The following is a 25,786-nucleotide window of genomic DNA, read 5'->3' as shown; positions in this document are numbered from 1 at the left end:
CATCGTCTGTATGGCTAGCGAAGACTCGGTGCGCGAGGCACTGGCGACGGTGAACGACCCCGAGATCAACCGACCCATCACCGAACTGGGGATGGTCAAATCGGTGGAGATCGGCGAGGACGGGGTGGTCGCGGTCACCGTGTACCTGACGGTCTCGGGCTGCCCCATGCGCGACACGATCACCCAGCGTGTCACCGAGGCGGTCTCCCGGGTCGACGGGGTCACCCGCGTCGACGTCACCCTGGACGTGATGAGCGACGAGCAGCGCAAGGAGCTGGCGACCGCCCTGCGCGGCGGCCAGACCGAGCGCGAGGTGCCCTTCGCCAAACCGGGCAACCTCACCCGGGTCTACGCGGTCGCCTCCGGCAAGGGCGGTGTCGGCAAGTCCTCTGTGACGGTCAACCTCGCCGCCGCGATGGCCGCCGACGGCCTCAAGGTCGGTGTCGTCGACGCCGACATCTACGGCCACTCGGTCCCGCGCATGCTCGGCGCGGACGGCCGTCCCACCCAGGTCGAGAACATGATCATGCCGCCGTCGGCGCACGGCGTGAAGGTCATCTCGATCGGCATGTTCACCCCGGGCAACGCCCCGGTGGTCTGGCGTGGCCCGATGCTGCACCGCGCCCTCCAGCAGTTCCTCGCGGACGTCTACTGGGGTGACCTCGACGTCCTCCTCCTCGACCTCCCGCCCGGCACCGGCGACATCGCCATCTCGGTCGCCCAGCTGGTCCCGAACGCCGAGATCCTGGTCGTGACGACGCCTCAGCAGGCGGCGGCGGAGGTCGCCGAGCGGGCCGGCTCCATCGCGGTCCAGACCCACCAGAAGATCGTCGGCGTGGTCGAGAACATGTCCGGCCTGCCCTGCCCGCACTGCGGCGAGATGGTGGACGTCTTCGGGTCGGGCGGCGGCCAGGCGGTCGCCGACGGCCTCACCCGCACGACGGGGGCGAACGTCCCGGTCCTCGGCAACATCCCCATCGACGTCCGCCTCCGCGAGGGCGGCGACGAGGGCAAGCCGGTCGTCCTGACAGACCCCGACAGCCCGGCGGGCGCGGCCCTGAGGGGCATCGCGGGGAAGCTGGGCGGACGCCAGCGGGGCCTTTCGGGACTGTCCTTGGGGATCACCCCGAGGAACAAGTTCTGAGCCTCAAGTTCTCAGCCTCTACGACTGATGGGGGCGCCGTCTCTCGCTGACGGTGCCCCCATCAGTCGTTCCCTGGGCACAGGTCTTGCGTGAGGCACAGCATGAGCACCTGAAAGACAGCTCCTTCGGGCTCCCCGCCCTGCGCACCCTCGGCGTGCGGGAGGAACCGCCACTGCGAGGCCTTGATGTGCTGCGTGCCGTCCGCCTTCTCCACGTGCGTGTGCAGCGTGCGGGCCGTGGAGTCGTTCGTCTCCACCAGCACCTCGTCCGCGGCGATCGGGAAGTGGTCGTGCAGAAGGCAGAGACCGAACCGGTTCAGGTTGCCGTGTTTGGCCAGCACCGCCGCCAGATCCCGGACGAACTCCGCGTCCTGGGGACCCAGTGGCTCGGCTTCTTGGAAGCGGGGAAGTGACGCCCGCGGAGCGGAAACGTTTATGTCCGTCATAATTCCTCCGTCAACCACTTGACGGTCATCGGATTCCATTATCAGCCACCGACTGCTTTCCTTCAATTCCGCAGACTGCGGCGAAGGAGTTGGGGCGAAGGAGTGGACAAAAATTCTACTCCGTGTGTCTGCGCATGTCACTTCGGGCACCTTCACTAAATTCTTCGGTGAGGAGGTGTCGGCACAATGACCGGTGTCCGGTGGTGGCGACTTCTGTCGCTGGCGGTTCTGGCTGTGATGTGGTGGGGGTGCGGCACTGCGGAGGCGCTGCAGATCCATCACGTCGACTGCCAGGAGGATCGACTCAAGGCCAGCACGGTGGACGCTGCGATCCGCTTCCACCAGCACGGCAAAGCTTTCGTAGAGGCCTCTTCGGACATGACGGTCGAGGTGCCTGTGCGGTGGAGCATGGCGAACCATCTGACGTTCAGTGAGGAATCCCCCGAGTACCAGAAGGCGATACGCTGCCTGCTGCGCGGACCAAATAATTCTCGCCCCGCCAATGAATGGCGAGACGGCAATCCCGTTGTCACCGCCATCGGGGACATGGTCCGCGTCAAGTACGATTCGGTCACCTGGATCAGGGACTACGCGGATTATCGGCTCGGCCCCTGGGATATCAAAAAGCCTAGCAAAAAGGGCGAGAAATGGAAGGTCGACCTCCACCCGTCGTCGCTGCAGGCAGCCCACTGGAGCGTCGAGGCCGAGTTGGGCGGACTCCAATTCAAACACTATGGCCGAACCTCACTTGCCAGCAAGGCCAAGGTGGTGTGGCCGAGTCAACCGCCCAAGGGCTGCCCCGAGAATGTCTGCATCGAACTGGATCTGCCGTGGCCACGGCACCTCGCACTGAGCTGGGATCACTCGATCTTGGAACCAGCAGGTATTGCCATCTGGTGGGTTCTCGCCTCCGGCGTGCTCGCACTGGCCGCGCACCGTGCCCGACGTCCATATGCGTCTCGCGCGCCCGGGACGCCGGGATCGAGCCGACGAGGCCGCGACTTCGGAGGAGGGCAGGGCCTCGTACAACCGGTTCTGTGGTGGGCCCTGCTCAGCGGGGCCGTGGCCCTGACACTGCTGCTGTTCATCCGTGAGCGTGAGCAGGCACCCGGCCACCTGCTGCAACACCACATGCTCGTCTGCATCGCCGCCGGTCTGACCCTGACCCTTGTCGCCCGCCCTTGGCACGGCGGTGCATCATCCAGGGTCCAGAGGTCCGGCGGCTCCAGAAGCAACCGGCGCCGCCAGGCATGGGCGGTCATGGGGTTCGCTTCGGTCGCGGCGGCGACGGGCACGCTGGTGATTCTCGGCCACGGGCTCTTCAACCTGCCGGAGGGCCTGGTCATCGAAGCGCCGAAAGCGCCGGACCTTCCCGGCAAGGTCGGCTACATCCTCATGGGCCTGACGACGGTGTGGCTGTGGCTGGCCGCCATGGTCGCCTGGGCCTGGCGCTTCGCATGCGAAGGTGGACTGGTCCCCGCCGTCTGGACCCGCAAGTGGGACAGAGACCCGGTTCTCTGCGTCGCGGTCGTCTCAGTCCTGCTGGCGCTGGTCGCCGGCGGCCTGCTCTGGAGTCTCCTGTGGGCGGCCGGAAACCAATGGAAACGGTACGCCTGGCTGATAGATCAGCAAGGCTCCTCAGGGCGCGGAAATTACCTCGGCCGCACTCTGGCGAATTTCGCCTTCACCGAACTCACCTGGATCTTCGCCTACAGCTGGTTCCTGGCGGGTATTGCACTCCTCGCCCTGCTGAAACTTCACTTCACCGCACAACGGGCTCAGGTCAGCCACACAATGGACTACATCCCCTTGGGGCCGGACAAACCCGATCTCCTGCTGGTCGCCACACTGTTTTCCCTGACCGCCGGGATGAGGGGTGCCAGATTCGCCAGTAACAACGCACAGTACGGCATCTGGTTCGCACTGAACATCCTCTGCCTCTTCGCCGTCCTTGCCGCTGGGCGACATTGGTCGGTGCTGAGCAGGACGGGATATCTCTTCCGCATGCACAGACCGGGAGCCAATAGGCGGAACGAATTGATGGAAAAAGCCCATGAGTATCGCAACCTCAACCATCAGCTGAAACTTGCGGACCAGGGGCGCGCCAGTGGCGTTACCTGCGAGGAATTGGAGGAGCAGCTTCGCGGGCTGCGCCGCTGGCTGGTTGGGCGATGCTTCAAGAAGAGTCCACCGAGCCAGATTTCCATTCTCGACGTCGCTCTGGCCTGGGGGCCGGAAACCCACTGGTGGCCCAATGCACTACGGGCCGCACGCCTGGCGTTCTGCTTCGGGGTTCCGGCCAGTATCACCCTGGTCTATCTCGAGTCGAACGATCTGTACAACGGACAGCAACTCAAGTTTGAGCCCACCGCGGTTCCGAACCTCTTCGCGGGATTCATCACCTTTCAGGCGGCCTGGGTCGGCGCCGGCTTCGTCCTCGGTGCGCTCTGGCGTCTGCTACCCGGCCGCCAGAGCGCCCTGCGGGCGTGGGGCCTTACTTTCGCCTACGCGACACCGGCCGCACTGGCCGGTCTGTTCACCAAGTTCAACGACTCGAACCCCACGATGCTGCTCTTGTATTCCATTGTCATGCTCTCCATCCTTACGCTCACCGGCCTCTGGATGGACACATCGACATTGAGGGACGAACGGCAGTACTGGCCCAGTCGTTTCGCCTTGCTGGTGTCGATCCACCGGCTACGCGGCCTCTCCGGACAGTTCGCCTACCTCCTCGCCCAGCTCGTGGCGATCGTAGGAATCGTGGGGGGAGTCATCAAGCTCCCCTGAAGGGCTTCACCGAGCTCTGCGGCACCGCCCCGCCACTCCGCTCCCGCCCCACGTCATCGGCGCGCAGGGCGGGCCGACCACCGTCAGGCGTACGTCGAGATGTCCTTGATCACCGCGAACCCCAGCCCATACGCGCTCATCCCCCGCCCGTACGCCCCCACATGCACGCCCTCCCCCGTGGACCCGGCGAGCACCCACCCGAACTCCGACTCCCGGTAGTGGAACGGCGTGGCCACCCCGTCCACCGGCAGCGACAGCGTGGACCACTCCGGCCCGCTCAGCTCGTCGGCCAGCTCCCACGCCGTCTCGGTCTGCTGGTCCAGCCAGTCGTCCCGCAGGCTGTGGTCCATCTGCCCCGGCCAGGTGAAGGACAGCAGCCCGACCCCGGCCAGCCACGCGGCCGACGACACCGACGTGGCCTCCAGCAGCCCCGTCCCGTCGGCGCTCCTGCGGGACGGGTTCGCCGCGACGGTCACGACCACCGCGAACTTCTCTCTCGGCTCACCGACGGACGCGGCCAGATGCTCGTTGCGCACCGACGGCTCGTCCCCGTGCCCGATCGACCCGTGCTCCACCGCACCGTCGGCCGCCGTACCCACCTGCATCAGCCAGCGCGGCCCTGTGAACGCCTCGTCGAGGCCGTACCAGGGGAAGGGCGCCTCAAGGTAGCCGTCGATCGTGCGACGGGCGGAGGGGACCTGCTGTCCGTTCTCCGCGACCGGCGTATGTTCGCCCACCCGACTTGTCGTCTCCATCTGCCCGGACGCCTCCTAGCTCCAGTCGGTCCGGGGCGGCCCGCCCCCCTTCGGGCGCACTCGTCCGGTCCGCACAACAACTCGGCAGCATATCCACACCGCTGGGACCAGCAGCGAAACCGCCCGGCGCGTGGGTCGCGCGGGCGGCTGGATCAAGCCGTGAGCGGCACACACGCGGTATGAAACGCGTCACGTGCGCCGCTCACGCAAGGGTGTCCGGTACTGCTCAGGTGGCGTCCGCGTCGAACGGCGGACGGTCGTCCTTGCCGGGGTCCTCCGGCTTCTTGGTCATGTCGATCCGGCTACCCGTTGAACCTGCAGCACCCGCGGCACCCGTGGAACCCGCGGAAGGGGAGGAGTCGGTCTCGCGGCTGTGCACCGCGTCGGTGACCTCGGCCATCTCCTTCTTCAGGTCGAAGCCGTTGCGGATCTCCTTCAGCCCCAGCTCGTCGCTGTCCAGGTGCTTGCGGACGAAGTTCTTGGGGTTGAGGTCCTCGAACTCGAAGTCCTTGAACTCCGGGCCGAGTTCCTCGCGGATGTCCGCCTTGGCGCTCTCCGAGAACTCCCGGATCTTGCGGATGGTCCGCATCACGTCCTGAATGACCTTCGGGAGCTTGTCCGGACCGAACACGAGCACGGCGAGCACAATGATCGTCACCAGCTCGAGTGGTCCTATGTCATTGAACACCTGAAGCTCCTTGCGATGTCCGCGGTCCTCGGCCCTCCGGTCGCTGTTGCGGGTGTTCCGTGGTCCGGGCCGGGTCCACGGTACCCGGCGGACCTGTCCGACCGGTACCGTCCCGAGGTGTCCGGCTCCGTGTGTACGACCGGTTTTCCGGGTTGTTTGCCTAGTCGGGGCACAAGTGAAGTCCCGCCTGTGACGTTTCTGTCAGTTCCTGTCCGAGGAACCAAGGACCAGCGCGAGGCGTTTCTCGGCGCCGGCGCGCTCCACGGTGAGGCTCAACCGGTCGCCGGGGCGGTGCGCACGGGTGCGCACGATCAACTCCTCACCGGAGTGGACGGACTGCCCGTCGACCCCGGTGACGATGTCGCCCGCGCGTAGTCCGGCCCGGGCGCCGGGGCCGCCCGCGGTGACCGCGGGTCCGCCGTCGGCGGCCTGGTCGTCGATGCGGGCGCCGTCGCCCGTGTAGTGCATGTCGAGGGTGATCCCGATGACCGGGTGGGTCGCCCGGCCGGTGTCGATCAGTTCCTCGGCGACCCGTCTGGCCTGGTTGATGGGGATGGCGAAGCCGAGCCCGACCGAGCCCGCCGGCCTGCCGTCGAGGCCGCCCGTGCTGTCGGCGGCGCGGATCGCGGAGTTGACCCCGACGGCCCGGGCGTGGAAGTCGAGGAGGGGGCCACCGGAGTTCCCGGGGTTGATCGGGGCGTCGGTCTGCAGGGCGTCGACGTACGACACGTCGCTGCCGTCGCCGCCCGAGGTGACGGGCCGTTCCTTGGCGCTGATGATCCCGGCGGTGACGGTGCCCGGCAGGTCGAACGGGGCGCCGATGGCGACGACCGGGTCGCCCACGCGGACGTCGTCGGAGTCACCGAGCGGCAGGGGCGTGAGGCCACGGACCCCGCGCACCTGGACGACGGCGAGGTCGTAACCGCTGTCCCGGCCCACCACGGTCGCGTCGGCGGTCGCTCCGCTGCTGAACGTCACGGATATCCGGCCGCCCGAGACCGCGGGCGCGACGACGTGGTTGTTGGTGAGGATGTGCCCGCGGGTGTCGAGCACGAAGCCGGTGCCGGTGGCCTGTTCGCCGGCGCCGGTGACATGCAGGGTGACGACGCTGGGCAGCGCCCGCGCGGCGATGGCGGCGGCACTGCCCGGCGGGCGGCCGGGTGGCGGTGGGCCGGGCTGGGGCAGTTGTACGGCCTCCAGGCCGCCGGTGCGCTCCAGATAGGCCCCGACCAGTCCGCCGGCCGCACCGGACACCACCGCGAGCAGCAGCGCGCCCACGACGACCGTCCGCCGGGTCCGCGTCCGCCGCCGTGGCGTCACCTCCGTCACGTCCGTCGCCGACACGGCCGCACCGGCCTGCTGGAGGGGCGCGCGGGCGGCCCACGGGTCCTGGCCCGACAGGTCCTGCGGGGCGGTCCACGGGGCGCCGCCCGGCGGGTCCTGCCGGGCGGCGCCCGACGCCGGGTGCTGGACGGGCGGTGCGGGGGCCCACGGGCCCGGGCGGCCGTAGGGCGGGGTGCTGTAGGGGTCGGGGGCGTGCCGGGGCTGCTGGGGCTCTTGGGGGCGGGCGGCGGCCGGGGCGGGCGGCTCCAGCGCGAAGTCACCCCCGGCATCGGCCGCGGAGGCCTCCCGAGTGCTCTGGGCCTTCTCAGGCTCCTCACCGGGCGCCCCGCTAGCCCCGCTCGGCGCGGCCGGAGTCACCTCCTCGGCCCGCTTCCCCGCAGCGGGCACCGCATCGCCGGGTGTCTCCGGTGACGTCGGTATCCCCTCGTCCATGGTCTCCTCGCGGGCGAACCGCGGCCCTCGCCCGGCGGCGGTCCGCGGAAGGTCGAATCCGTGCCCGGGGCAGCCGCCGCGGGCATAGTCTGCTCACAGGATTCAACCAGGTTCGCGGGTCACCGCGCAGGGGTCGTTCAGCAGGTGGTCAGCGGGGAGCGCGCGAGGAGGAGGGGGAGGGAGCGGAGGTCGTGTCGGGGACGGGTGCGGCGAGCAGTGCGGCGCCGGTCGCCTCGGGCGTATTGGTCCACGAGGTGAGGGCGAACGGCGGGTTGGCGGTCAGCGGTCGTATCAGCGGGGAGACGGCGGCCGCGCCGGCCAGTACGGGTGCGGTCAGTTCCCGCAGCGCCTGCTCTCCGGGGGCCGGGGAGGGGACCCCGGGCAGCAGCGGCGCGGAGACCGAGGTGGGAGCCGCGGTCGTGGCGCTGCCGAGCAGGGTGCCGGAGGACAGCAGCGGAGAGAGCGAGCGGCGGCGCTGCGCGTCGGCGGCGTTCGCGGTGCCCGTGCCCGTCGTACCTGCGGGGGCGACGCTGCCGCCGCCGGTGCCGCTGCGGGCGTCGGCGGCCGGGGAGCCGGGCAGTCCCGCGGTGACCCCGCCGAGGGCGACGGCGGCCAGCGACACCGCGCCGGCGGCGACGAACGCGAACCGCATGCCGCGCGAGGCGGAGCGGTCGGCGTCCGGACGGCCGACGGGGTGGATCCGGAAACCGCGGCCGGCGGCCACGGCCGAGTCGTGCGGGTGGGCCGGGACATAGCCGAACTCGAAGCGGTCCTCCTGGCTCACGCCGAATACCCCGCTGTCGGACCGGCGTCCCGAGGGGCCTCCGCCGCCGAACGGCGAACCGTCCGTGTCGCCGCCCCCGGGCAGCCCCTGGAGACGGGCCAGGAAACTCTCGGAGGGCGGGGGCGGGGCGGCCTCCGCGAAGACGTTCTTCAGCGCGCGCTGGGCGTCGGCCTCCGCCTTGCACCTGGCGCAGGTCGCCAGGTGGGCCAGGACGCGCTCACGCGACTCATGACCGAGCTCTCCGTCCACCAGGGCGGAGAGTCGGTCTCCCAGGTGCTGCTCGGCGAGCTGTCGCTCGGCCGGTTTCGGTCGGGAACCACTCACGCGGACGCGCCCCCTCCTCCCAGTGCGGGAACACGGGGCACAAAGGAGCGGCGCTCCGACTTGCGGGCTTCCGGGGAGCGGTGCGCGAGGGCCTTGCGCAGCTGGGAGCGGCCGCGGTGGATACGGGAGCGGACCGTGCCGAGCTTGACGCCGAGGGTCGCGGCGATCTCCTCGTACGACAGCCCCTCGATGTCGCACAGGACGACGGCGGCGCGGAACTCGGGCGCCAGGGTGTCCAGGGCCTGCTGGACGTCGGCGTCGAAGTGCGCGTCGTTGAAGGCCTGGGACGGGGTGGGCTCGCGGCTGGGCAGGCGCTCGGCCGCGTCGTCGCCGAGGGCGTCGAAGCGGATGCGCTGCTTGCGGCGGACCATGTCGAGGAACAGGTTGGTCGTGATGCGGTGCAGCCAGCCCTCGAAGGTGCCCGGCGAGTAGGTCGACAGAGAGCGGAAGACGCGGACGAAGACCTCCTGGGTGAGGTCCTCGGCGTCGTGCTGGTTGCCGGTGAGGCGGTAGGCCAGGCGGTAGACGCGGCCGCTGTGCGTACTGACGATCTCCTCCCACGTGGGCGGAGTCCATGCCTGCCCGTCCGCGTCGGTGGAGAAGGTCGCGGTCCGGTCCTCGCCCATGGCGAGCGCGTCGGCGTGGCTGGGGTCAGCAGCGGTGTCGTTCACGGATTTCGGCCTGCCCGCCGATCCGAGGAAGCGCCGTAGCGCTCCTCCCCGATCCCCAGGCGCGGCCGCACCTCCCCTGTCGGCTCTGGTGGTGTCCAGTGGAGCCCCTACCATAGCCACCTCGCCCGTTAGCACCGGATAAGCGGTTTTACAAGAATTTGATCTCTGCTGATACGGCTCGTCCAGCCGCATCAGCGGCTGCTGGACCGCCGTCCCGTCATCGTGATCCATTCGTGTCCCCCCGCCTCGTCTTCCACCCCTCTAAACGCCTGGTCCCATCTGCGGGTTCCCGGCACCAACGGATACAGTCACGCCCAGGCAACCACGGGGACAGGAGAGGGTCATTACCGGCAACCGGCAGACGAGCTGGGCGTTCGCCGACGCCTTTGTCGCCGAGGACGAAGCGCTGCGGTGGGCCCGTGACCGGGCCCGCGACGCAGGCCTGCGCTCGGTGTCGCCCGGCACGGGTGCCGCGCTGCGTCTGCTCGCCGCCTCCGTGGACGCCAAGGCGGTCGCCGAGATCGGTACCGGGTGCGGGGTCTCCGGGATGCATCTGCTGCACGGCATGCGCGCGGACGGAGTCCTGACGACCGTCGACCCCGAGCCGGAGCACCAGCAGTTCGCCCGGCAGGCCTTCCGCGCCTGCGGCTTCGCCAGCAACCGGGCCCGCTTCATCCCCGGCCGCGCCCTCGACGTCCTCCCCCGTCTCGCGGACGCCGGCTACGACCTGGTCTTCTGCGACGGTGACCGGCAGGAGTACTCCGACTATCTCGCTGAATCGTTGCGCCTGCTGCGCCCGGGCGGCCTGGTGGTCTTCGAGGGCGTCTTCGCCAACGGCCGTACGGTCGACTCCGGGCCGCAGCCGACCGAGGTGCTGCGGCTGCGCGAGCTGCTGCGCACGGTCCGGGAGAGCCCGGAGCTGGTGCCGTCCCTGCTGCCGGTGGGCGACGGACTGCTCTGCGCCGTCAAGCGCTGACTTCGCCGGGATCCCGGTGGAGCCCCGGCGGGAGCGCGGCGGCGAAGGAGCCGGAGGTACGGCAGCGCCCCGGCACCGCTTACGATGCCGGGGCGGCCGAAAGGGTGTGGTCGCTGACGCCTCAGACGACGACGTTCTTGAGGGCGTCGGCGAGCGCCGCGGCCTCGTCAGGGGTCAGCTCGACGACGAGCCGACCGCCGCCTTCGAGCGGAACGCGCATGACGATGCCCCGCCCCTCCTTGGTCACCTCGAGCGGGCCATCACCCGTCCGCGGCTTCATGGCCGCCATGCTGGTTCCCCTTCCTGAAAACAGCTCATCGTCTGCCGACGGCCCACGAGGGCACGCGCGATCCTGGCGGGACACGCGGCACCGGCATCGAACACATTGCTTCCAGGCCATTATCCCGCATCTCAGGACCCGATGACCAACATCAGTCGGCATCGCTTGGGCAACGCGCGCGAGCAAAACCACTCAATTCGGCGATGTGACTGCGATACTGCGCCGCCCCGCGTCCTTACGCCGGCCGAGTCGGCTTCGGATTTCTTTGACGCAGGTCACACGACGGGTCCGGTCCCCGGACGGCGATCTCCGCCATGCTGTCCTTCGGACATCGACGTACTGAGCGGTACGTCGGCCGCGACGACGGAGATCGACGGAGGGGACGCACCATGACCGACACCGTGCTCTACGAGGTGAACGACGGACTCGCGACGATCACGCTGAACCGCCCCGAGGCGATGAACGCGCTGAACATCGCGACGAAGGTCGCGCTTCGGGAGGTCGCGCAGGAAGCGGCGGCCGACACGGCCGTCCGGGCGATCCTGCTGACCGCCGCCGGAGACCGGGCGTTCTGCGTGGGCCAGGACCTCAAGGAACACATCACGCTGCTCGCGTCCGACCGGGAGACGGGCGCGGGGCACACGATGACGACGGTCCGGGAGCACTACAACCCGATCGTGCGGGCGCTGGCCGGGGCGCCGAAGCCGGTGGTGGCCGCGGTGAACGGCGTCGCCGCCGGTGCCGGCTTCGGCTTCGCGCTGGCCGCGGACTACCGCGTGGCCGCCGACACGGCCGCCTTCAACACGTCGTTCGCGGGGGTCGCGCTGACCGCGGATTCCGGGGTGTCGTGGACGCTGCCGCGGGTCGTGGGGCCGGGCAGGGCGGCCGACCTGCTGCTCTTTCCCCGGAGCATCAGCGCGCAGGACGCGTATGAGCTGGGCATCGTGAACAAGGTGGTTGCCTCGGCCGAGCTGCGCGCCGAGGGCGAGAAGATCGCGCGGAAGCTGGCCGAGGGCCCGACCGTGGCGTACGCGGCGCTGAAGGAGGCCGTCGCCTACGGGCTCACGCACTCCCTCGACGAGACGCTGGACAAGGAGGACGAGCTGCAGGCCCGGGCCGGGGCCTCCGAGGACCACGGGATCGCCGTGCAGGCGTTCGTGAACAAGGAGAAGCCGAAGTACTTGGGGCGGTAAGAGAGGGGGCGGAGAGCACCGTCGCGGACTGCGGGTGTGTGGGGGCTGGTCGCGCAGTTCCCCGCGCCCCTAACCGGCGTTTCGGGCTGCGCAGGTTTCCAAGTGGTCGTTCACCAGACCGCACGCCTGCATGAGGGCGTACGCCGTCGTCGGACCGATGAAGCGCAGGCCCCGCTTCTTCAGGGCCTTGGACAGGGCCGTCGACTCCGGGGTGACCGCCGCGACGTCGGCGACGGTCTTCGGTGCGGGCCAGGCATCCGGCTCCGGGGCGAACGACCAGATCAGCTCGTCCAGCTCGCCCGGTGCCCACTGAGCCAGGACCTTCGCGTTGGCCATCGTCGCGTCGACCTTCAACCGGTTGCGGATGATGCCCGGATCCGCCAGCAGCCGCTCCCGGTCCTCGTCCGTGAAGGTGGCGACCTTCTCGATACGGAAGCCGGCGAAGGCGGCCCGGAAGCCGGGGCGGCGGCGGAGGATCGTGATCCAGGAGAGGCCCGACTGGAAGGCCTCCAGGCTGAGGCGTTCGTAGAGGGCGTCGTCGCCGTGGACCGGGCGGCCCCACTCCTCGTCGTGGTACGCCACGTAGTCCTCGGTGGACAGGGCCCAGGGGCAGCGCAGTCCCCCGTCCGGCCCGGCCACGGCCGCACCCTCGGTCACGGCCGGTCCTCCGGCTCGGGCTTGGCCAGCGAGGTGTGCGGGGCGGCCTGGGCGCCGGCCAGCGTGGACTCCAGGTCGGAGATCCGGGCGTCACGCTCCGCGAGCTCGGCGCCGAGGCGGCTGAGCGCGTCGTCCACGTCCGCCATGCGGTAGCCACGCGGGGCGAGCGGGAAACGGAGGCTCTCCACGTCCGCGCGGTTCACCGGGCGGTCCGGGGGCAGCGGGTCCTGGAAGCGCTCGGGCGCCACCTCGGGCAGCGGGCCGCTCTCGCCGCCGCTCACCACGGAGAGCGTGACCGCGGCGACCACGACCGCGAGCGCGACGACCAGGAACAGGAACATAACCATCGCGGTGGCCCCCAGGCTCGATGAAGCTCGGTGCGTACTCGTGGTGCCGAGTGCGCTTAGTGTGCTCGGTGTCGAATGTGTCTGTGTCCGATCGTGCCATGCGAGTCTGACAGTCCGGGGCGCAGGCGGTCGTCCCGAGGGACTTACTACGAGAGGTCACAGGCGATGCTCAGGCTGGGCAAGCGGGAATTCGCACCGCACGAACCGGTGATCATGGCCATCGTGAACCGGACACCGGACTCCTTCTACGACCAGGGGGCGACCTTCCACGACGAACCCGCCCTCGCGCGCGTGGAGCAGGCGATCGCCGAGGGGGCCGCGATCGTCGACATCGGCGGGGTGAAGGCCGGGCCGGGCGAGGAGGTCACGGCCGAGGAGGAGGCGCGGCGGATCGTCGGGTTCGTCGCGGACGTGCGCCGGCGGTTCCCGGAGGTCGTGATCAGCGTGGACACCTGGCGGGCCTCGGTCGCGGAGGCCGTCTGCGAGGCCGGCGCGGATCTGCTGAACGACGCGTGGGGCGGGGTCGATCCGGGGCTGGCGGAGGTCGCGGCGCGGTACCGGGTGGGGCTGGTGTGCACGCACGCGGGTGAGGCGGAGCCGCGGACACGGCCGCACCGGGTGACGTACGACGACGTGGTGGCCGACATTCTGCGGGTGACCCTGGGGCTGGCCGAGCGGGCCGTGGCGCTGGGGGTGCCCCGGGAGTCGGTGATGATCGATCCCGGGCACGACTTCGGGAAGAACACCCGGCACAGCCTGGAGGCGACCCGGCGGCTGGGCGAGATGGTCGAGACGGGATGGCCGGTGCTGGTCTCGCTGTCCAACAAGGACTTCGTGGGCGAGACGCTGGACCGGCCGCTGAAGGAACGGTTGATCGGCACGTTGGCGACCACGGCGGTGTCGGCGTGGCTGGGGGCGCAGGTGTACCGGGTGCACGAAGTCGCCGAGACGCGGCAGGTCCTGGACATGGTGGCGTCGATCGCCGGCCACCGGCCCCCGGCGGTCGCCCGGCGCGGGCTGGCGTAGCTTCCCGGGTGCTCCGTCCCCGGACCCCCGAAAGCCCCGCCCGCCCACCACCCGACTCGGTGAGTCGAGAGGTGGGACGAACCGGGGCAGGCGGGAAACGACCGGTCCTAGCGGCCCGCTTCCTTCGACACCAGAGCCACCGCCTCCCCCACGTCGTCCGTGACGTGGAACAGGAGCAGGTCCTTCGCACTCGCCTTGCCCTGGGCGATCAGGGTGTTCTTGAGCCAGTCGACCAGGCCGCCCCAGTACGCGCTGCCTCCGGTGCTGGTCTCGCTGTCCAACAAGGACTTCGTGGGCGAGACGCTGGACCGGCCGCTGAAGGAACGGTTGATCGGCACGTTGGCGACCACGGCGGTGTCGGCGTGGCTGGGGGCGCAGGTGTACCGGGTGCACGAAGTCGCCGAGACGCGGCAGGTCCTCGACATGGTGGCGTCGATCGCCGGCCACCGGCCCCCGGCGGTCGCCCGGCGCGGGCTGGCGTAGCTTCCCGGGTGCTCCGCCCCCGGACCCCCGAAAGCCCCGCCCGCCCACCACCCGACTCGGTGAGTCGAGAGGTGGGACGAACCGGGGCAGGCGGGAAACGACCGGTCCTAGCGGCCCGCTTCCTTCGACACCAGAGCCACCGCCTCCCCCACGTCGTCCGTGACGTGGAACAGGAGCAGGTCCTTCGCACTCGCCTTGCCCTGGGCGATCAGGGTGTTCTTGAGCCAGTCGACCAGGCCGCCCCAGTACGCGCTGCCGAACAGCACGATCGGGAAGCGGGTGACCTTCTGCGTCTGGACGAGGGTGAGCGCCTCGAAGAGTTCGTCGAGGGTGCCGAGCCCGCCGGGCAGCACCACGAAGCCCTGCGCGTACTTGACGAACATCATCTTCCGCACGAAGAAGTAGCGGAAGTTCAGGCCGATGTCGACGTACGGGTTGAGGCCCTGCTCGAAGGGCAGCTCGATGCCGAGGCCGACCGAGACACCGCCGGCCTCCAGGGCGCCCTTGTTGGCCGCCTCCATCGCACCCGGGCCGCCGCCCGTGATGACCGCCCAGCCGGCCTCGACCAGGCCCCGGCCCAGCTGCACTCCCGCGTCGTACTCCGGCGAGTCCACCGGTGTCCGCGCCGAGCCGAACACGCTGATCGCGGCCGGGAGTTCGGCGAGCGTGCCGAAGCCCTCGATGAACTCCGACTGGATGCGCAGCACCCGCCAGGGGTCCGTGTGGACCCAGTCGGAGGGGCCGCCCGCGTCCAGCAGACGCTGGTCCGTCGTGCTCGCGGTCACCTGACCGCGCCGTCGGAGGACCGGTCCCAGGCGCTGCTCGTCCGGCGGCACCTTCTTCCCCTCGGGGTTCCCGGTAGGCATATGTGCGCTCCCTCCGCTTGCAGGTGTATCCGCCCCAGCGTAGATCCACCCGGGTTACGGGCGCGGGACGTCGGCATGTCCGGTGCGAAGCGGCGCCGGGCGGCTCAGCGGGTCAGCGGGTCAGCCAGGCGCGCAGCCGCTCCTCGCCCGCCAGGATCTTCCCGGTTTCGACCCGTTCGTCCCGCTTGTGCGCCAAGTGCGGGTTGCCGGGGCCGTAGTTGACCGCCGGGACGCCGAGCGCCGAGAAACGGGAGACGTCGGTCCAGCCGTACTTGGGCATCGGGGTACCGCCGACCGCCTCGATGAAGGCGGCCGCGGCCGGGTGGGAGAGGCCCGGCAGCGCACCGGGGCTGTGGTCGTCGACCACGAACTCCTCGACCCCGCAGTCGGCGAAGACCTCGCGGACGTGCGCGATCGCCTCCTCCTCGGAACGGTCCGGGGCGTACCGGAAGTTGACGGAGACCACGCACTCGTCGGGGATGACATTGCCCGCCACCCCGCCCGAGACGCCGACCGCGTTGAGGCCCTCGCGGTACTCCAGGCCGTCGATGACCGGGTAGCGCGGTTCGTAGGCGGCGAGCCGGGCGAGGATCGGGGCGGCCGCGTGGATCGCGTTGGAGCCCATCCAGGAGCGCGCGGAGTGGGCCCGCTCGCCCGTGGTCCTCAGGAGGACGCGCAGGGTGCCCTGGCAGCCGCCCTCGACCTCGCCGTCGGACGGTTCGAGGAGGACCGCGAAGTCGCCCGCCAGCCACTCCGGGTGCGCCTCGGCGACGTGCCGGAGGCCGTTGAGATGGGCGGCGACCTCCTCGTTGTCGTAGAAGACGAAGGTCAGGTCGCGGTTCGGGGCGGGGACGGTGGCCGCGATGCGCAGCTGGACCGCCACGCCGGACTTCATGTCACAGGTGCCGCAGCCCCACAGCACGCCGTCCTCGTCCAGCCGGGACGGCACGTTGTCCGCGATCGGGACGGTGTCGATGTGGCCGGCCAGGATCACGCGCTCGGGGCGGCCGAGGTTCGTGCGGGCGATCACGTTGTTGCCGTGGCGGTCGACCGTCAGGTGCGGCAGGGCGCGCAGCGCGGCCTCGATCGCGTCCGCGAGCGGCTTCTCGGTGCCGCTCTCCGAGGGGAAGTCGACGAGTCGCGCGGTCAGCGCGGCCGCGTCCAGCGTGAGGTCAAGCGAGGTGTCGGCCATGGCTCCGACCCTAACGCGCGCCACCGGACGGGCGGGTTCACAGGCTTCCGGACCCGACGGTGCGCGCCTCGTACTCTCCAGTATGTTGTACGCGTGCCAGAGCCGTCCCCCACCCGCCCCAAGCGCCGCCGCCGCGTCCTGCGTTTCGTGTCGGGTTTGTTCATTCTGTGCGCCGTCGCGGCCTATCTGGTCGTCCAGTACGTCACCGGCGGCGGTGGCGCCGAGGGCTGCAAGGTCGTCTCGGGCCGCAGTGACAGCGAGTCGTACGATTTCACGCCCGAGCAGGCGGTGAACGCGGCGACGATCGCCGCCGTCGGCACCGGGCGCGGAATGCCCGAGCGGGCGGTGGCCATCGCCCTGGCGACCTCGCTCCAGGAGTCGGGGCTGCTCAACATCGAGCACGGCGACCGGGATTCGCTCGGCCTGTTCCAGCAGCGGCCCTCGCAGGGCTGGGGCACCGAGAAGCAGATCCTGGACCCGGCCTACGCGGCGGGCATGTTCTACGCCCACCTGGCCAAGGTGCGCGACTACGAGACCCTGCCGCTGACGGTGGCCGCGCAGCGCGTGCAGCGCAGCGGCTACCCGGAGGCGTACGCCAAGCACGAGACGGACGCCTCGCTGCTCGCGGCGGCCCTGACCGGGCAGGCGGCGGCCACGCTGACCTGCGACGGGCGCCCGGCGGTCACCACCGAGGCGGCGGCGACGGGCCCGGACGCGGTACGGACCGCGCTGGTACGGGACTTCGGGCGGGACGCGGTCGAGGAGGCCGGCGCGGAGGTGAACGGCTCGTCCGCGAGTTCGCCGACACCGACGCCGAGCGTGACCGCCACGGCACACGGGCGGACCGTGACGGTGCCGGTGCCGGAGGGCGGGAAGACCGACAAGTCCGGACGCACCGAGCGCGAGCGCGGCTGGCAGCTGGCGCACTGGGCGGTCGCCAACTCCTCGGCGCTGCACATCCAGCGGGTGTCGTACGCCGGCCGGGAGTGGTCCGCCGGGAGCACGGACAGCCAGTGGCAGGCGGCGGCCGGTTCGCAGAGCACGGGCGGGGCGGAGAAGTCCGCGGGGTCGGTGCGGATCGTGACCGGGCAGTAGTTCGGTCTTTCACTCCTGCGGGTCGGCCCGGGCGGATCGGGCGCAGGGTGTGCGCAGGTTTTCGCACGGTCACTCGCGCATGCGTGAAATCCCTTGGGAACACGAGGCCGTAAGGATTCTGCAGGTCTCGGTGAGGTCTCGACGCAGGCACTCTTTGCCCATTTTTATCCACACCCGATAATGCGATGCGTTATCAACTCTTTACCTTTGCCCTCCGCAACCTTCGCGGGCTTCGAGCGGTAGTCACGGCGATCACGTTCCCTCCCGTCGAATGGAGCATCATGTCCCTCCCTCTGACCCGCCGGATCGCCCGTGCCGCGCTGCTCGTCGCAGCGGGAGCGGCTGCCGGGGTCGGTGCGGCCGGCTCCGCCAGCGCGGCCCCGAGTCTGCCGGCCACCCCGAACCTGGGTGGTATGACCGCCCTGGACGGAGCGAGCGTCGGCAACACCGCCGACGCCGCGGCGCAGAACGTCACCGGGGCCGTCGGCCGCACCGGTGGCAAGGCGGTCGAGTCGGCGCTGCCGGCCGCGGGCAAGACCGGCGGCAAGGCCGTCAAGGTGGCGGCGCCGGTGGTGCAGCACGCCGCGGGTGACGCGGCCGGCTCCGCCGGTGGGCTGCTGGGTGAGACGGCGGCCACGGCGACAAAGGGCGGGCTGCCGACGGACGGGCTCGCCAAGGGTGGGCTGCCGGTCAAGGGCCTCCCCATCGGGGGCTGACGCCGTTACGCCGGTGATCGCAGGCCGGTGATTTCAGAAGGGACCCGGGGTTTGCCGCCCTGGGTCCCTTTTCGTTGTGTGTCGTGTGCGGGCCGGTGGGGGTTGTTCGCGCCCGCGCGGCGGAGCCGCACGTGGGCACAGCCCCGCGCCCCTGACGGGGCGCTCCGACACAGGCTTGTTCTAGGCGAGCCGCTCCACGGCCGCCCGTACGCGTTCGTCCGTCGCCGTCAGGGCCACGCGGACGAAGTTCTCGCCCGCCTCGCCGTAGAAGTCGCCCGGTGCCACCAGGATGCCGCGGTCGGCCAGGTGGGACACCGTCTGCCAGCAGGACTCGTCCCGCGTCGCCCACAGGTAGAGGCTCGCCTCGCTGTGCTCGATGCGGAAGCCGTGGGCCACCAGCGCTTCGCGGAGGAGGCCACGGCGGGACGCGTAGCGCTCGCGCTGTTCCTGGACGTGGGTGTCGTCGGAGAGGGCCGCCACGACCGCCGCCTGCGTCGGTGCCGACGTCATCATGCCGCCGTGCTTGCGGATCTCCAGGAGGGGGCCGAGCACCGCCGGGTCGCCGGCCAGGAAGGCCGCGCGGTAGCCCGCCAGGTTGGACCGCTTGGAGAGGGAGTGCACGGCCACGATGCCGTCGTACGAGCCGCCGTTCACGTCCGGGTGCAGGACCGAGACCGGGTCGGCCTCCCAGCCCAGTTCGAGGTAGCACTCGTCGGAGAAGACCAGGACGCCGTGGGCGCGGGCCCAGGCGAGGATCTCCGTCAGCTCCTGCTTCGGGAGGACCCTGCCCGTGGGGTTGGACGGGGAGTTCAGCCAGAGGAGCTTCAGGTTCGCCGGGTCCAGGTCGCGCGGGTCGTCGTAGACCTCGTACGCCGCGCGGGCCAGCCGGGCGCCGACCTCGTAGGTGGGGTACGCGAGGCGCGGGTAGGCGACCTTGTCGCCGGGGCCGAGGCCCAGCTGGGTGGGGAGCCAGGCGACGAGTTCCTTGGAGCCGACGATCGGCAGGACGTGGCGGTGGGTGACGTCGCGGGCGCCCAGGCGGCGCTCGACCCAGCCGGTGATCGCGTCGCGCAGCGCCGGGGTGCCCCAGACCGTGGGGTAGCCGGGCGAGTCGGCCGCGTCGATCAGGGCCTTCTGGATCAGGTCGGGGACCGGGTCCACCGGGGTGCCGACCGAGAGGTCGACGATGCCGTCCGGGTGCGCCGCTGCCGTCTTTTTGTACGGCTCCAGCTTGTCCCAGGGGAAGGTGGGCAGACGGTCGGAGACTGCGGACACGGTCACTGGCTCACTTTCTTCGGTACGACCGGTGCTGCCGGTACGACCGGCGCGTCCGGCACGGCAAACGCCTCGGTCCCGCAGGCGCCGATCGGGTGCGATCAGGCCGTACGGGACCGAGGCGGCACGGTGGTGCGGCGGGCCGCCGGTACGGGTTACTCGGCCTGCGGGGGCAGCGCGGCGACGAAGGGGTGGTCGCGCTCGATCAGGCCCAGCTTGCTGGCGCCACCGGGAGAGCCGAGCTCGTCGAAGAACTCGACATTGGCCTTGTAGTAGTCCTTCCACTCCTCCGGAGTGTCGTCCTCGTAGAAGATCGCCTCGACCGGGCAGACCGGCTCACAGGCGCCACAGTCAACGCATTCGTCCGGGTGGATGTACAAGGACCGCTGGCCCTCGTAGATGCAGTCGACCGGGCACTCCTCGATGCACGCCTTGTCCTTCACGTCGACACAAGGCTGCGCGATGACGTAGGTCACGCTGTCGTTCCTCCTCGATTGGGCGCTGGCGGGCCTCCGTAGGCTCCGCCGCCTGGCGCGCGGGAGCGCGGCGTCGTCGATGCCCGCCTCTAGTATCTCCGTTCTTGGGCATGATCCGAACAGGAGGGGTGAACTGACCAGTGGAAATCTCGGCCGCAGGACGCTTCGAGGTCCGTATCACCGCTGCTGACGTGGGTAAACGGGTCTCTGTGCGCCGTTTGACCGGAAATGACGTCACCGAGGCGAAGTTCACCGACACGGTGGGTGTTCTCACATCATGGAACGACGACGGCATGCTGACGATCACACGGCGGGACGGGGAGATCGTCCGGATACCGGAGTCCACGCTGGCGGCGGCCAAGATCGTGCCGGCCGCTCCGGCGCGTCGCCGGGGACCGGCGGCGACATATCGGGAACTCGCGCGTGTCGCCTCGCGCGGCTGGCAGCCGGTGGAGAGCGAGCGGCTGGGCGAGTGGGAGCTGCGGGCCGCCGGAGCGTTCACCCGGCGGGCCAACAGCGTCCTGCCGCTCGGCGACCCGGGGCTGCCGCTCGACGCGGCCCTGGATGCCGTACGGCGGTGGTACGGCGACCGCGGGCTGCCCGCGTACGTGCAGACCGCGACCGGCGCCGAGGGCACGCAGGAGCTGCTCTGCGCGGAGCTGGAGCGGCGGGGCTGGGTGCGTGAGGTGAGCGCCGAGCTGTGGATCGGGGCACTGGCGCCGGTGGCGGACCGGGCGGAGGGCGCCGGTGTGGTGCTCTCCCGGTCGGCCGACGAGGCCTGGCTGGCGCGCTACCAGCGCAAGGGGGTCAGCGAGGTCGCCTTGCGGGTGCTGGGCGCAGGGCCGTCCGTGTGGTTCGCGACCGTTCCCGGCGAGGGTGCCCCGGCGGCCATCGGGCGGTTGGTGGTGGACGGCCGGTGGGCCGGGTTCGCCGCCGTCGAGGTGGATCCGGCGTTCCGGCGCCGGGGGCTGGCCACCGAGGTCATGGCCGCGCTCGCCCGGCGGGCGCTGGAGGAGGGCGCGTCGGCGGCCTGGCTCCAGGTGGAGGCGGAGAACACCGGGGCGCGGGCGATGTACACCGGGCTGGGGTTCGAGGCGCACCACGCGTACCACCACTACAGGGCGCCGGGGGCGGACGGCCGCTGAGGCCCGCCGCGGTACGGATCGTTCCGGAAGGGCACCAAACAGCTATGCATCCCCCGTATCCAGATCCCGATCCCGGTCCACGTCCGCAGCTGCGTCCGCCGTCGCCGGAGCGGGCCGCCGAGGTGCGGGAGCGGTTCGCCGCGGAAGCGCGGTCCGAGCGGCCCGATCTGACGACGCTGTGTCTGCTGCTGGGCGCGGCGGCCGACGGCTCGCTGGACGAGGCCGGGATCGACGCGGCGCAGATGGAGCTGGACCGGCTGGCCGGGCAGCTGCCGTACCGTCCGGGCGGGCCGCTCGCCTGGGCCACGGCGGCGCACCGGGTGCTGGGCGAACGGTTCGGCTTCCACGGCGTCGCCGCGGACTACCGCCGGCTGGGGTCCTCCCTGCTGCACGAGGTGCTGCGCCGGCGGCGCGGGCTGCCGATCCTGCTGTCCGTGGTGTGGCTGGAGGTGACGCGGCGGGCGGGGGCGCCGGTGTACGGGGTCGCGCTGCCGGGGCACTTCGTGGTGGGGTTCGGGCCGGCGGAGGAGCAGGTGCTGGCCGATCCGTTCGACGGGGGGCGGGTGCTGAGCGGGGCGGACGCGCAGACGCTGGTGGTGGGGGCGGCGGGGGTGCCGCTGGAGCCGGCGATGCTGGAGCCGGCGGATCCGCTGGACGTCGTACGGCGGATCCTCAACAACGTTCGGGCGTGGGCGGCGGCCCGGCCGGAGCGGTCGGAGGTGGGCCTGTGGGCCGTGGACCTGTCGCTGCAGATGCCCGCGCACCCGGCCCGCCTGCGGTACGACCGGGCACGGCTGCTGGTGGAGCGGGGCGACTTCGTCGACGGCGCGGAGGAGTTGGAGGAGTACGCCGAGTTGATCGACGTGGTGGACGAGGGAGCGGCGGAGAAGGTCCGGGGCGAGGCACGGGCGGCGCGGGCCCGGCTGAACTGAGCGGCGCCGGAGGTCTCTCCGTCGCGAGCGCCCCCGGTCCGCTACAGCCAGCCCTTCTCCCTCGCGATGCGGACCGCTTCCGCCCGGTTGCGTACCGCCAGCTTCTGGATGGCCGTGGAGAGGTAGTTCCGTACCGTCCCCTGCGAAAGGTGCAGGGCCGCCGCCAGTTCCGCGTTCGTGGAGCCGTCGGCCGCCGCGCGCAGGACCTCCCGTTCGCGGTCGGTCAGGGGGTTGGCGCCCTCCGCCAGGGCCGCCGCGGCCAGGGTGGGGTCGATGACGCGCTCGCCGGCCAGGACCTTGCGGACGGCCTCGGCGAGTTGGGCGGCGGGGGCGTCCTTGACCAGGAACGCGTCGGCGCCCGCCTCCATCGCGCTGCGCAGATAGCCGGGCCGTCCGAAGGTGGTGAGGACGACCAGCTTCACGGCGGGCAGCGCCTTGTGCAGCTGGGCCGCCGCCTCGATGCCCGTGCAGCCCGGCATCTCGATGTCGAGCAGGGCGACGTCGATGTCGTGCTGCCGGGCCGTCGGCAACACCTCGTCGCCGCGGGCGACCTGGGCCACGACCTCGATGTCGTCCTCCAGGCCCAGCAGGGCGGCCAGCGCCTCGCGGACCATCGACTGGTCCTCGGCGAGGAGGACCTTGATCGTGCTGCTCATGCCCGGGATCCTACGGCCCCGCCGGCGCCGAGCGGGACCCGGGCGACCAGCCGGAATCCGTGCTTCAGGCGCCCCGCCTCCAGCGTGCCGCCGGCCTTCTCCAGCCGCTCGGTAAGACCGGTGAGGCCGTTGCCGGGGCCCTTGCCGGAGCCGCCCGAGCCGTTGTCCTCGACGGCGAGTTCGAGGACCGGGCCGTCCAAGGTCTGGCGGCGCAGCAGCTCCACCGTGCAGGCCCTCGCGCCGCTGTGCCGGACGACGTTGGTGATCGCCTCGCGCAGCGCCCACGCGAGCGCCGCCTCGCCGTCCTCGGGCACTCCGGCGAGGTCGGGGTCGGCCGGGACCTCGGCGGTGACCGCGGCGGCGGTCAGGGCGACCTGGGCGCCGGCCAGTTCGTCGGCGAGCCGGGGCCGCCGGTAGCCGGTGACCGCCTCGCGGACGTCCACCAGGGCCTGCCGGCTGACCTGTTCGATGTCGGAGACCTGCTGGGCCGCCTTGTCGGGGTGGTCGGGGAGCATCCGGCCGGCCAGCTCGCTCTTCAGCGTGATGAGGGAGAGCGAGTGGCCGAGCAGGTCGTGCAGGTCGCGGGCGAGGCGCAACCGCTCCTCGTTGGCGGCCAGTTGGGCGACGGTGGCGCGGGCCCTGCGCAACTCGATGGTGGTGGCGACGAGTTGCCGTACACCTGTCATGGAGAAGCCGACCAGCGACACCACCAGGAACAGGCCCCAGGCCTCGTCCATGTCGTGGACGTACCAGCCCGCCAGCATCATGGCGGCGGTGGTCAGCGGGATCGTCCAGTAGGCGACCCGCAGCGGGAAGGTCACTCCGCACATCACGGAGACGTACACGAACAGACCGAACCAGGAGCCACCGAGGGTGAAGGCCAGGGTGACCGCGAGCGTCCCCTCCACGACGATCGCGGCGGTGACGATCCAGCCGCGAAAGGGCCGGCCCATGGAGCGGAAGACGATGGACAGGTAGATCCCGACGAAGGCCGTCAGGCCCACCCAGCCGGCCACCGTGACCCCGGTGGTGTGGTGGCCGGAGGCCAGGTCGTCCGCCGGGGAGGCGAGGAAGACCAGCCACGGCAGGACCCACACCATCTTGCGCATCGCCTCGCGCCGGCTGCGGGGCGGCTGGCCGATGCGCACCAGCCGGTCCGCCCGGGCTTCGTCCTCGGACCGCAGGTCTTCCGTCATCGTGCTCACGCCTTCAGCGTGTCCTTCCGGTACAGCCAGGCCGCGCCGCCGGCGAAGAGGGCGAAGAAGACGACGAGGATGGCGATGTCCTGGGCCTTCGGGGCCTGGCTCTGCTCGATGGCCCGCCCCAGTGCAGCGTACGCGTGCGTGGGCAGCCACTTCGCGATGTCCTGGAGCCAGGTCGGGAAGGAGGAGGACGGCCACCACAGTCCGCCGAGGATCGACAGACCGAAGTAGGTGATCATCGTGATCGGGCGGACCGCGTCCCCGGAGGCGAGGTAGCCGATGGCGACGCCGAGCGCGGCGAAGACCAGGCTGCCGGCCCAGATGGCGCCGGTGAGGGCGAGCCACTTCCAGGCGTCGAGGCGTACGTCCTTCACCGTGGCGGCGATCACGAAGACGACCACGATGGAGGGCAGGCTCACCACGGCGGCGCTGGCGGTCTTGGCGAGGACGTAGCCGCGCCCGGGCAGGGTGGTCAGCCGCAGCTGCCGTACCCAGCCGCTCTCGCGCTCCCGGGCGATGCGCTCGCTGTTGCCCATCAGAACGGCGGTGAGGGCGCCGAAGGAGGCCATGGAGACCATCACGTAGGCCGCCAGGGAGAGCCCCGAGCCGTCGACGGTCTGGCTGGTGTCGCCCTGACTGGCGACCAGCAGGAAGATGATCGACGGGTAGATCACCGAGAAGAACAGGAACTTGCGGTTGCGCAGGGCCCGGGCGAGCTCCAGCTTGATCAGGGCGTTCATGACTGCGTGACCTCCTGGGCCTCCTGGGCCTCCTGGGCCTCCGTGATGGCGACGAACGCCTGCTCCAGGCCGAGCCCGGCGACTTCGAGGTTGCGAGGGTAGACACCCAGGCCGTAGAGGGCGTGGACGGTGGCGTCGGCGTCGGACGACTGCATGCGGACGGTCTGGCCGCTCCCCGCGGAGGAGCCGCTTTTTGACACAGTGACGGCGGTGAGGAAGGGCAGCGCCCGCAGCGGCTCCTCGTCGATCTCGCCCTCCAGGTCGAAGGAGATCCGGCGCGCTCCCGCCTTCGCCTTGATCTCGGCTGCCGTTCCGTCGGCGAGCAGCCGCCCGCGGTGCAGCACCAGCACCCGGTCGGCGATGGCGTCGGCCTCTTCGAGGTAGTGCGTGGCGAACAGGACCGTCCGCCCCTGGTCGGCCTGTTCCCGCATGGTGGCCCAGAAGGCCTGGCGGGCGGAGACGTCCATGCCGGTGGTCGGCTCGTCCAGGACGACCAGGTCGCTGTCGCCGGCGGTCGCGAGCGCGAAGCGGACGCGCTGGGACTGGCCGCCGGAGAGCTTGTTGACCTTGCGGTCGGCGATCCCCGAGATGCCCGCGCGGGCGAGGACGTCGCTGACCTTGTAGGGCTTCGGGTGCAGATCGCAGGCGAGCTTGACCAGCTCGCGCACGGTGACCTCGTCCATCAGACCGCCGCTCTGCAGCATCGCGCCCACCCGGCCGGCGACGATGGCCTCGCGCGGGGTCATGCCGAAGACGCTCACCGAGCCGGTGTCGGCCTGCTTGAGGCCGAGCAGCAGATCGAGCGTGGTCGACTTGCCCGCGCCGTTGGGCCCGAGCAGGGCCACGGTCTCCCCCGGGTGCAGCCGCAGCGAGAGCCCGTCGACGGCCCGCGCCTTCCCGTAGGTCTTGCTCACCTGGTCGAACCCGACCACCACCGGGGCACCGGTGGTCGTCGTCGCCGCTGTCGTTGTCATGCCGTCCATGCTGACGGCGAGGGCATGGCCGGGGTCAGTGCCGACCGTCCGGAGTGCCGTATGACAGATGTCATCCGCACGGCGTGACACGCGAGAGGGGGGGGGCCCGGACGCACCGGGCGGCCCCCCCACCAACAGGGGGGCAGCACGGGGTGGTGTGGATTAGCCCCCGCCCCGCCCC

General features: G+C 71.0%; 26 protein-coding genes and 2 pseudogenes. 10 read left to right on the top strand and 18 right to left on the bottom strand.

Annotation, left to right across the window (positions count from 1 at the left end; genetic code table 11):
• The first annotated feature begins 10 nt into the window (after positions 1-10).
• Positions 11-1,144: an Mrp/NBP35 family ATP-binding protein gene (locus ACFWXC_RS20015; protein WP_384480417.1), complete on the top strand. Its 1,134-nt coding sequence runs from the start codon at positions 11-13 to the stop codon at positions 1,142-1,144.
• Between the two features lie 61 nt (positions 1,145-1,205).
• Here the strand turns inward: ACFWXC_RS20015 and ACFWXC_RS20010 are convergent, their stop codons facing one another.
• Positions 1,206-1,589: a hypothetical protein gene (locus ACFWXC_RS20010; RefSeq protein WP_384480415.1), complete on the bottom strand. Its 384-nt coding sequence runs from the start codon at positions 1,587-1,589 to the stop codon at positions 1,206-1,208.
• 186 nt (positions 1,590-1,775) lie between these two features.
• On the opposite strand from ACFWXC_RS20010, the gene ACFWXC_RS20005 reads away from it, so the two are divergent.
• The gene (locus ACFWXC_RS20005; RefSeq protein WP_384480413.1) at positions 1,776-4,376 is read left to right on the top strand and encodes a DUF6185 family protein; all 2,601 of its coding nucleotides are present in this window, start codon (positions 1,776-1,778) and stop codon (positions 4,374-4,376) included.
• An 83-nt stretch (positions 4,377-4,459) separates the two neighbouring features.
• Here the strand turns inward: ACFWXC_RS20005 and ACFWXC_RS20000 are convergent, their stop codons facing one another.
• The 5 genes from ACFWXC_RS20000 to sigE all read right to left on the bottom strand — a co-directional run bounded on the left by ACFWXC_RS20000 (position 4,460) and on the right by sigE (position 9,488).
• Positions 4,460-5,131, bottom strand: a complete 672-nt coding sequence (locus tag ACFWXC_RS20000) for a hypothetical protein (protein ID WP_384480411.1) — start codon at positions 5,129-5,131, stop codon at positions 4,460-4,462.
• A gap of 226 nt (positions 5,132-5,357) precedes the next feature.
• Entirely contained in the window at positions 5,358-5,819 is a 462-nt protein-coding gene (locus tag ACFWXC_RS19995; protein WP_384480409.1) for a sec-independent translocase, read from the bottom strand.
• A gap of 201 nt (positions 5,820-6,020) precedes the next feature.
• Positions 6,021-7,595, bottom strand: a complete 1,575-nt coding sequence (locus ACFWXC_RS19990) for a trypsin-like peptidase domain-containing protein (protein WP_384480407.1) — start codon at positions 7,593-7,595, stop codon at positions 6,021-6,023.
• A gap of 148 nt (positions 7,596-7,743) precedes the next feature.
• Complete coding sequence (locus tag ACFWXC_RS19985; RefSeq protein WP_384480405.1) at positions 7,744-8,703, bottom strand: anti-sigma factor family protein; 960 nt, start codon at positions 8,701-8,703, stop codon at positions 7,744-7,746.
• Positions 8,700-9,488: an RNA polymerase sigma factor SigE gene (sigE, locus tag ACFWXC_RS19980; protein WP_351704701.1), complete on the bottom strand. Its 789-nt coding sequence runs from the start codon at positions 9,486-9,488 to the stop codon at positions 8,700-8,702. The genes ACFWXC_RS19985 and sigE overlap by 4 nt, the downstream gene beginning before the upstream one ends.
• Positions 9,489-9,651: 163 nt before the next feature.
• Here sigE and ACFWXC_RS19975 point away from each other — a divergent pair, with 163 nt between their 5' ends.
• On the top strand, positions 9,652-10,350 hold the full coding sequence (locus ACFWXC_RS19975) for an O-methyltransferase (RefSeq protein WP_351745689.1): 699 nt from the start codon (positions 9,652-9,654) through the stop codon (positions 10,348-10,350).
• 121 nt (positions 10,351-10,471) lie between these two features.
• Here the strand turns inward: ACFWXC_RS19975 and ACFWXC_RS19970 are convergent, their stop codons facing one another.
• Complete coding sequence (locus tag ACFWXC_RS19970; RefSeq protein WP_004950282.1) at positions 10,472-10,639, bottom strand: DUF3117 domain-containing protein; 168 nt, start codon at positions 10,637-10,639, stop codon at positions 10,472-10,474.
• 380 nt (positions 10,640-11,019) lie between these two features.
• On the opposite strand from ACFWXC_RS19970, the gene ACFWXC_RS19965 reads away from it, so the two are divergent.
• Positions 11,020-11,823, top strand: a complete 804-nt coding sequence (locus ACFWXC_RS19965) for an enoyl-CoA hydratase/isomerase family protein (protein ID WP_384480402.1) — start codon at positions 11,020-11,022, stop codon at positions 11,821-11,823.
• Between the two features lie 69 nt (positions 11,824-11,892).
• Here ACFWXC_RS19965 and ACFWXC_RS19960 read toward each other — a convergent pair whose 3' ends face one another.
• Both ACFWXC_RS19960 and ACFWXC_RS19955 read right to left on the bottom strand, forming a co-directional pair.
• Positions 11,893-12,480, bottom strand: a complete 588-nt coding sequence (locus ACFWXC_RS19960) for a DNA-3-methyladenine glycosylase I (RefSeq protein WP_384480400.1) — start codon at positions 12,478-12,480, stop codon at positions 11,893-11,895.
• Positions 12,477-12,827, bottom strand: coding sequence for a DivIVA domain-containing protein (locus ACFWXC_RS19955; protein WP_384480398.1), 351 nt, complete (start codon positions 12,825-12,827; stop codon positions 12,477-12,479). The genes ACFWXC_RS19960 and ACFWXC_RS19955 overlap by 4 nt, the downstream gene beginning before the upstream one ends.
• Before the next feature lie 165 nt (positions 12,828-12,992).
• Here ACFWXC_RS19955 and folP point away from each other — a divergent pair, with 165 nt between their 5' ends.
• Positions 12,993-13,853 carry a dihydropteroate synthase gene (folP, locus tag ACFWXC_RS19950; RefSeq protein WP_384480396.1) on the top strand — a complete coding sequence of 287 codons (861 nt, stop codon included), beginning with the start codon at positions 12,993-12,995 and terminating at the stop codon, positions 13,851-13,853.
• Positions 13,854-13,960: 107 nt separating this feature from the next.
• On the opposite strand, the pseudogene ACFWXC_RS19945 reads toward folP, so the two are convergent.
• Positions 13,961-14,110, bottom strand: a pseudogene (locus tag ACFWXC_RS19945) (TIGR00730 family Rossman fold protein); the annotation flags it as partial.
• A gap of 1 nt (position 14,111) precedes the next feature.
• Here ACFWXC_RS19945 and ACFWXC_RS19940 point away from each other — a divergent pair.
• Positions 14,112-14,336: pseudogene (locus ACFWXC_RS19940) on the top strand (dihydropteroate synthase); the annotation flags it as partial.
• Between the two features lie 107 nt (positions 14,337-14,443).
• Here ACFWXC_RS19940 and ACFWXC_RS19935 read toward each other — a convergent pair.
• Both ACFWXC_RS19935 and dapE read right to left on the bottom strand, forming a co-directional pair.
• Positions 14,444-15,202, bottom strand: a complete 759-nt coding sequence (locus ACFWXC_RS19935; protein ID WP_384480394.1) for a TIGR00730 family Rossman fold protein — start codon at positions 15,200-15,202, stop codon at positions 14,444-14,446.
• A gap of 112 nt (positions 15,203-15,314) precedes the next feature.
• Entirely contained in the window at positions 15,315-16,394 is a 1,080-nt protein-coding gene (gene dapE, locus ACFWXC_RS19930; protein ID WP_384480393.1) for a succinyl-diaminopimelate desuccinylase, read from the bottom strand.
• Positions 16,395-16,487: 93 nt separating this feature from the next.
• Between dapE and ACFWXC_RS19925 the strand changes: the two genes are divergently transcribed.
• Positions 16,488-17,489: a heavy metal transporter gene (locus ACFWXC_RS19925; protein WP_384480391.1), complete on the top strand. Its 1,002-nt coding sequence runs from the start codon at positions 16,488-16,490 to the stop codon at positions 17,487-17,489.
• A 281-nt stretch (positions 17,490-17,770) separates the two neighbouring features.
• Positions 17,771-18,205 carry an ATP-binding protein gene (locus ACFWXC_RS19920; RefSeq protein ID WP_384480389.1) on the top strand — a complete coding sequence of 145 codons (435 nt, stop codon included), beginning with the start codon at positions 17,771-17,773 and terminating at the stop codon, positions 18,203-18,205.
• A 180-nt stretch (positions 18,206-18,385) separates the two neighbouring features.
• Here ACFWXC_RS19920 and ACFWXC_RS19915 read toward each other — a convergent pair whose 3' ends face one another.
• On the bottom strand, positions 18,386-19,480 hold the full coding sequence (locus ACFWXC_RS19915; RefSeq protein ID WP_384480661.1) for a bifunctional succinyldiaminopimelate transaminase/glutamate-prephenate aminotransferase: 1,095 nt from the start codon (positions 19,478-19,480) through the stop codon (positions 18,386-18,388).
• 155 nt (positions 19,481-19,635) lie between these two features.
• Positions 19,636-19,956, bottom strand: a complete 321-nt coding sequence (gene fdxA, locus ACFWXC_RS19910; protein ID WP_007495984.1) for a ferredoxin — start codon at positions 19,954-19,956, stop codon at positions 19,636-19,638.
• A 140-nt stretch (positions 19,957-20,096) separates the two neighbouring features.
• Between fdxA and ACFWXC_RS19905 the strand changes: the two genes are divergently transcribed.
• Together ACFWXC_RS19905 and ACFWXC_RS19900 are read left to right on the top strand one after the other, a co-directional pair.
• Positions 20,097-21,101 (top strand): GNAT family N-acetyltransferase, encoded by a 1,005-nt coding sequence (locus ACFWXC_RS19905; RefSeq protein WP_384480388.1) that lies wholly within the window; start codon positions 20,097-20,099, stop codon positions 21,099-21,101.
• A gap of 44 nt (positions 21,102-21,145) precedes the next feature.
• Entirely contained in the window at positions 21,146-22,033 is an 888-nt protein-coding gene (locus ACFWXC_RS19900) for a transglutaminase-like domain-containing protein (protein ID WP_384480386.1), read from the top strand.
• 41 nt (positions 22,034-22,074) lie between these two features.
• On the opposite strand, the gene ACFWXC_RS19895 is transcribed toward ACFWXC_RS19900, so the two are convergent.
• Genes ACFWXC_RS19895 through ACFWXC_RS19880 form a run of 4 tightly spaced genes read right to left on the bottom strand, consistent with a single transcriptional unit; the run spans position 22,075 to position 25,605 of the window.
• Positions 22,075-22,689, bottom strand: a complete 615-nt coding sequence (locus ACFWXC_RS19895) for a response regulator transcription factor (RefSeq protein WP_217553866.1) — start codon at positions 22,687-22,689, stop codon at positions 22,075-22,077.
• A complete protein-coding gene (locus tag ACFWXC_RS19890; RefSeq protein WP_384480659.1) occupies positions 22,686-23,885 on the bottom strand; it encodes a sensor histidine kinase in 1,200 nt (399 codons plus the stop codon). The genes ACFWXC_RS19895 and ACFWXC_RS19890 overlap by 4 nt, the downstream gene beginning before the upstream one ends.
• Positions 23,886-23,890: 5 nt before the next feature.
• Positions 23,891-24,631, bottom strand: a complete 741-nt coding sequence (locus ACFWXC_RS19885; protein ID WP_384480384.1) for an ABC transporter permease — start codon at positions 24,629-24,631, stop codon at positions 23,891-23,893.
• Entirely contained in the window at positions 24,628-25,605 is a 978-nt protein-coding gene (locus ACFWXC_RS19880; protein WP_384480382.1) for an ABC transporter ATP-binding protein, read from the bottom strand. Before ACFWXC_RS19880 ends, ACFWXC_RS19885 begins: the two co-directional genes overlap by 4 nt.
• Positions 25,606-25,786: the final 181 nt, after the last annotated feature.

It is taken from the genome of Streptomyces sp. NPDC058683, assembly GCF_042716195.1.
Taxonomy (GTDB): Bacteria; Actinomycetota; Actinomycetes; order Streptomycetales; family Streptomycetaceae; genus Streptomyces.
Note: the sequence above shows the minus strand (reverse complement) of the source record. Positions and strands in the feature narration are given on the sequence as shown.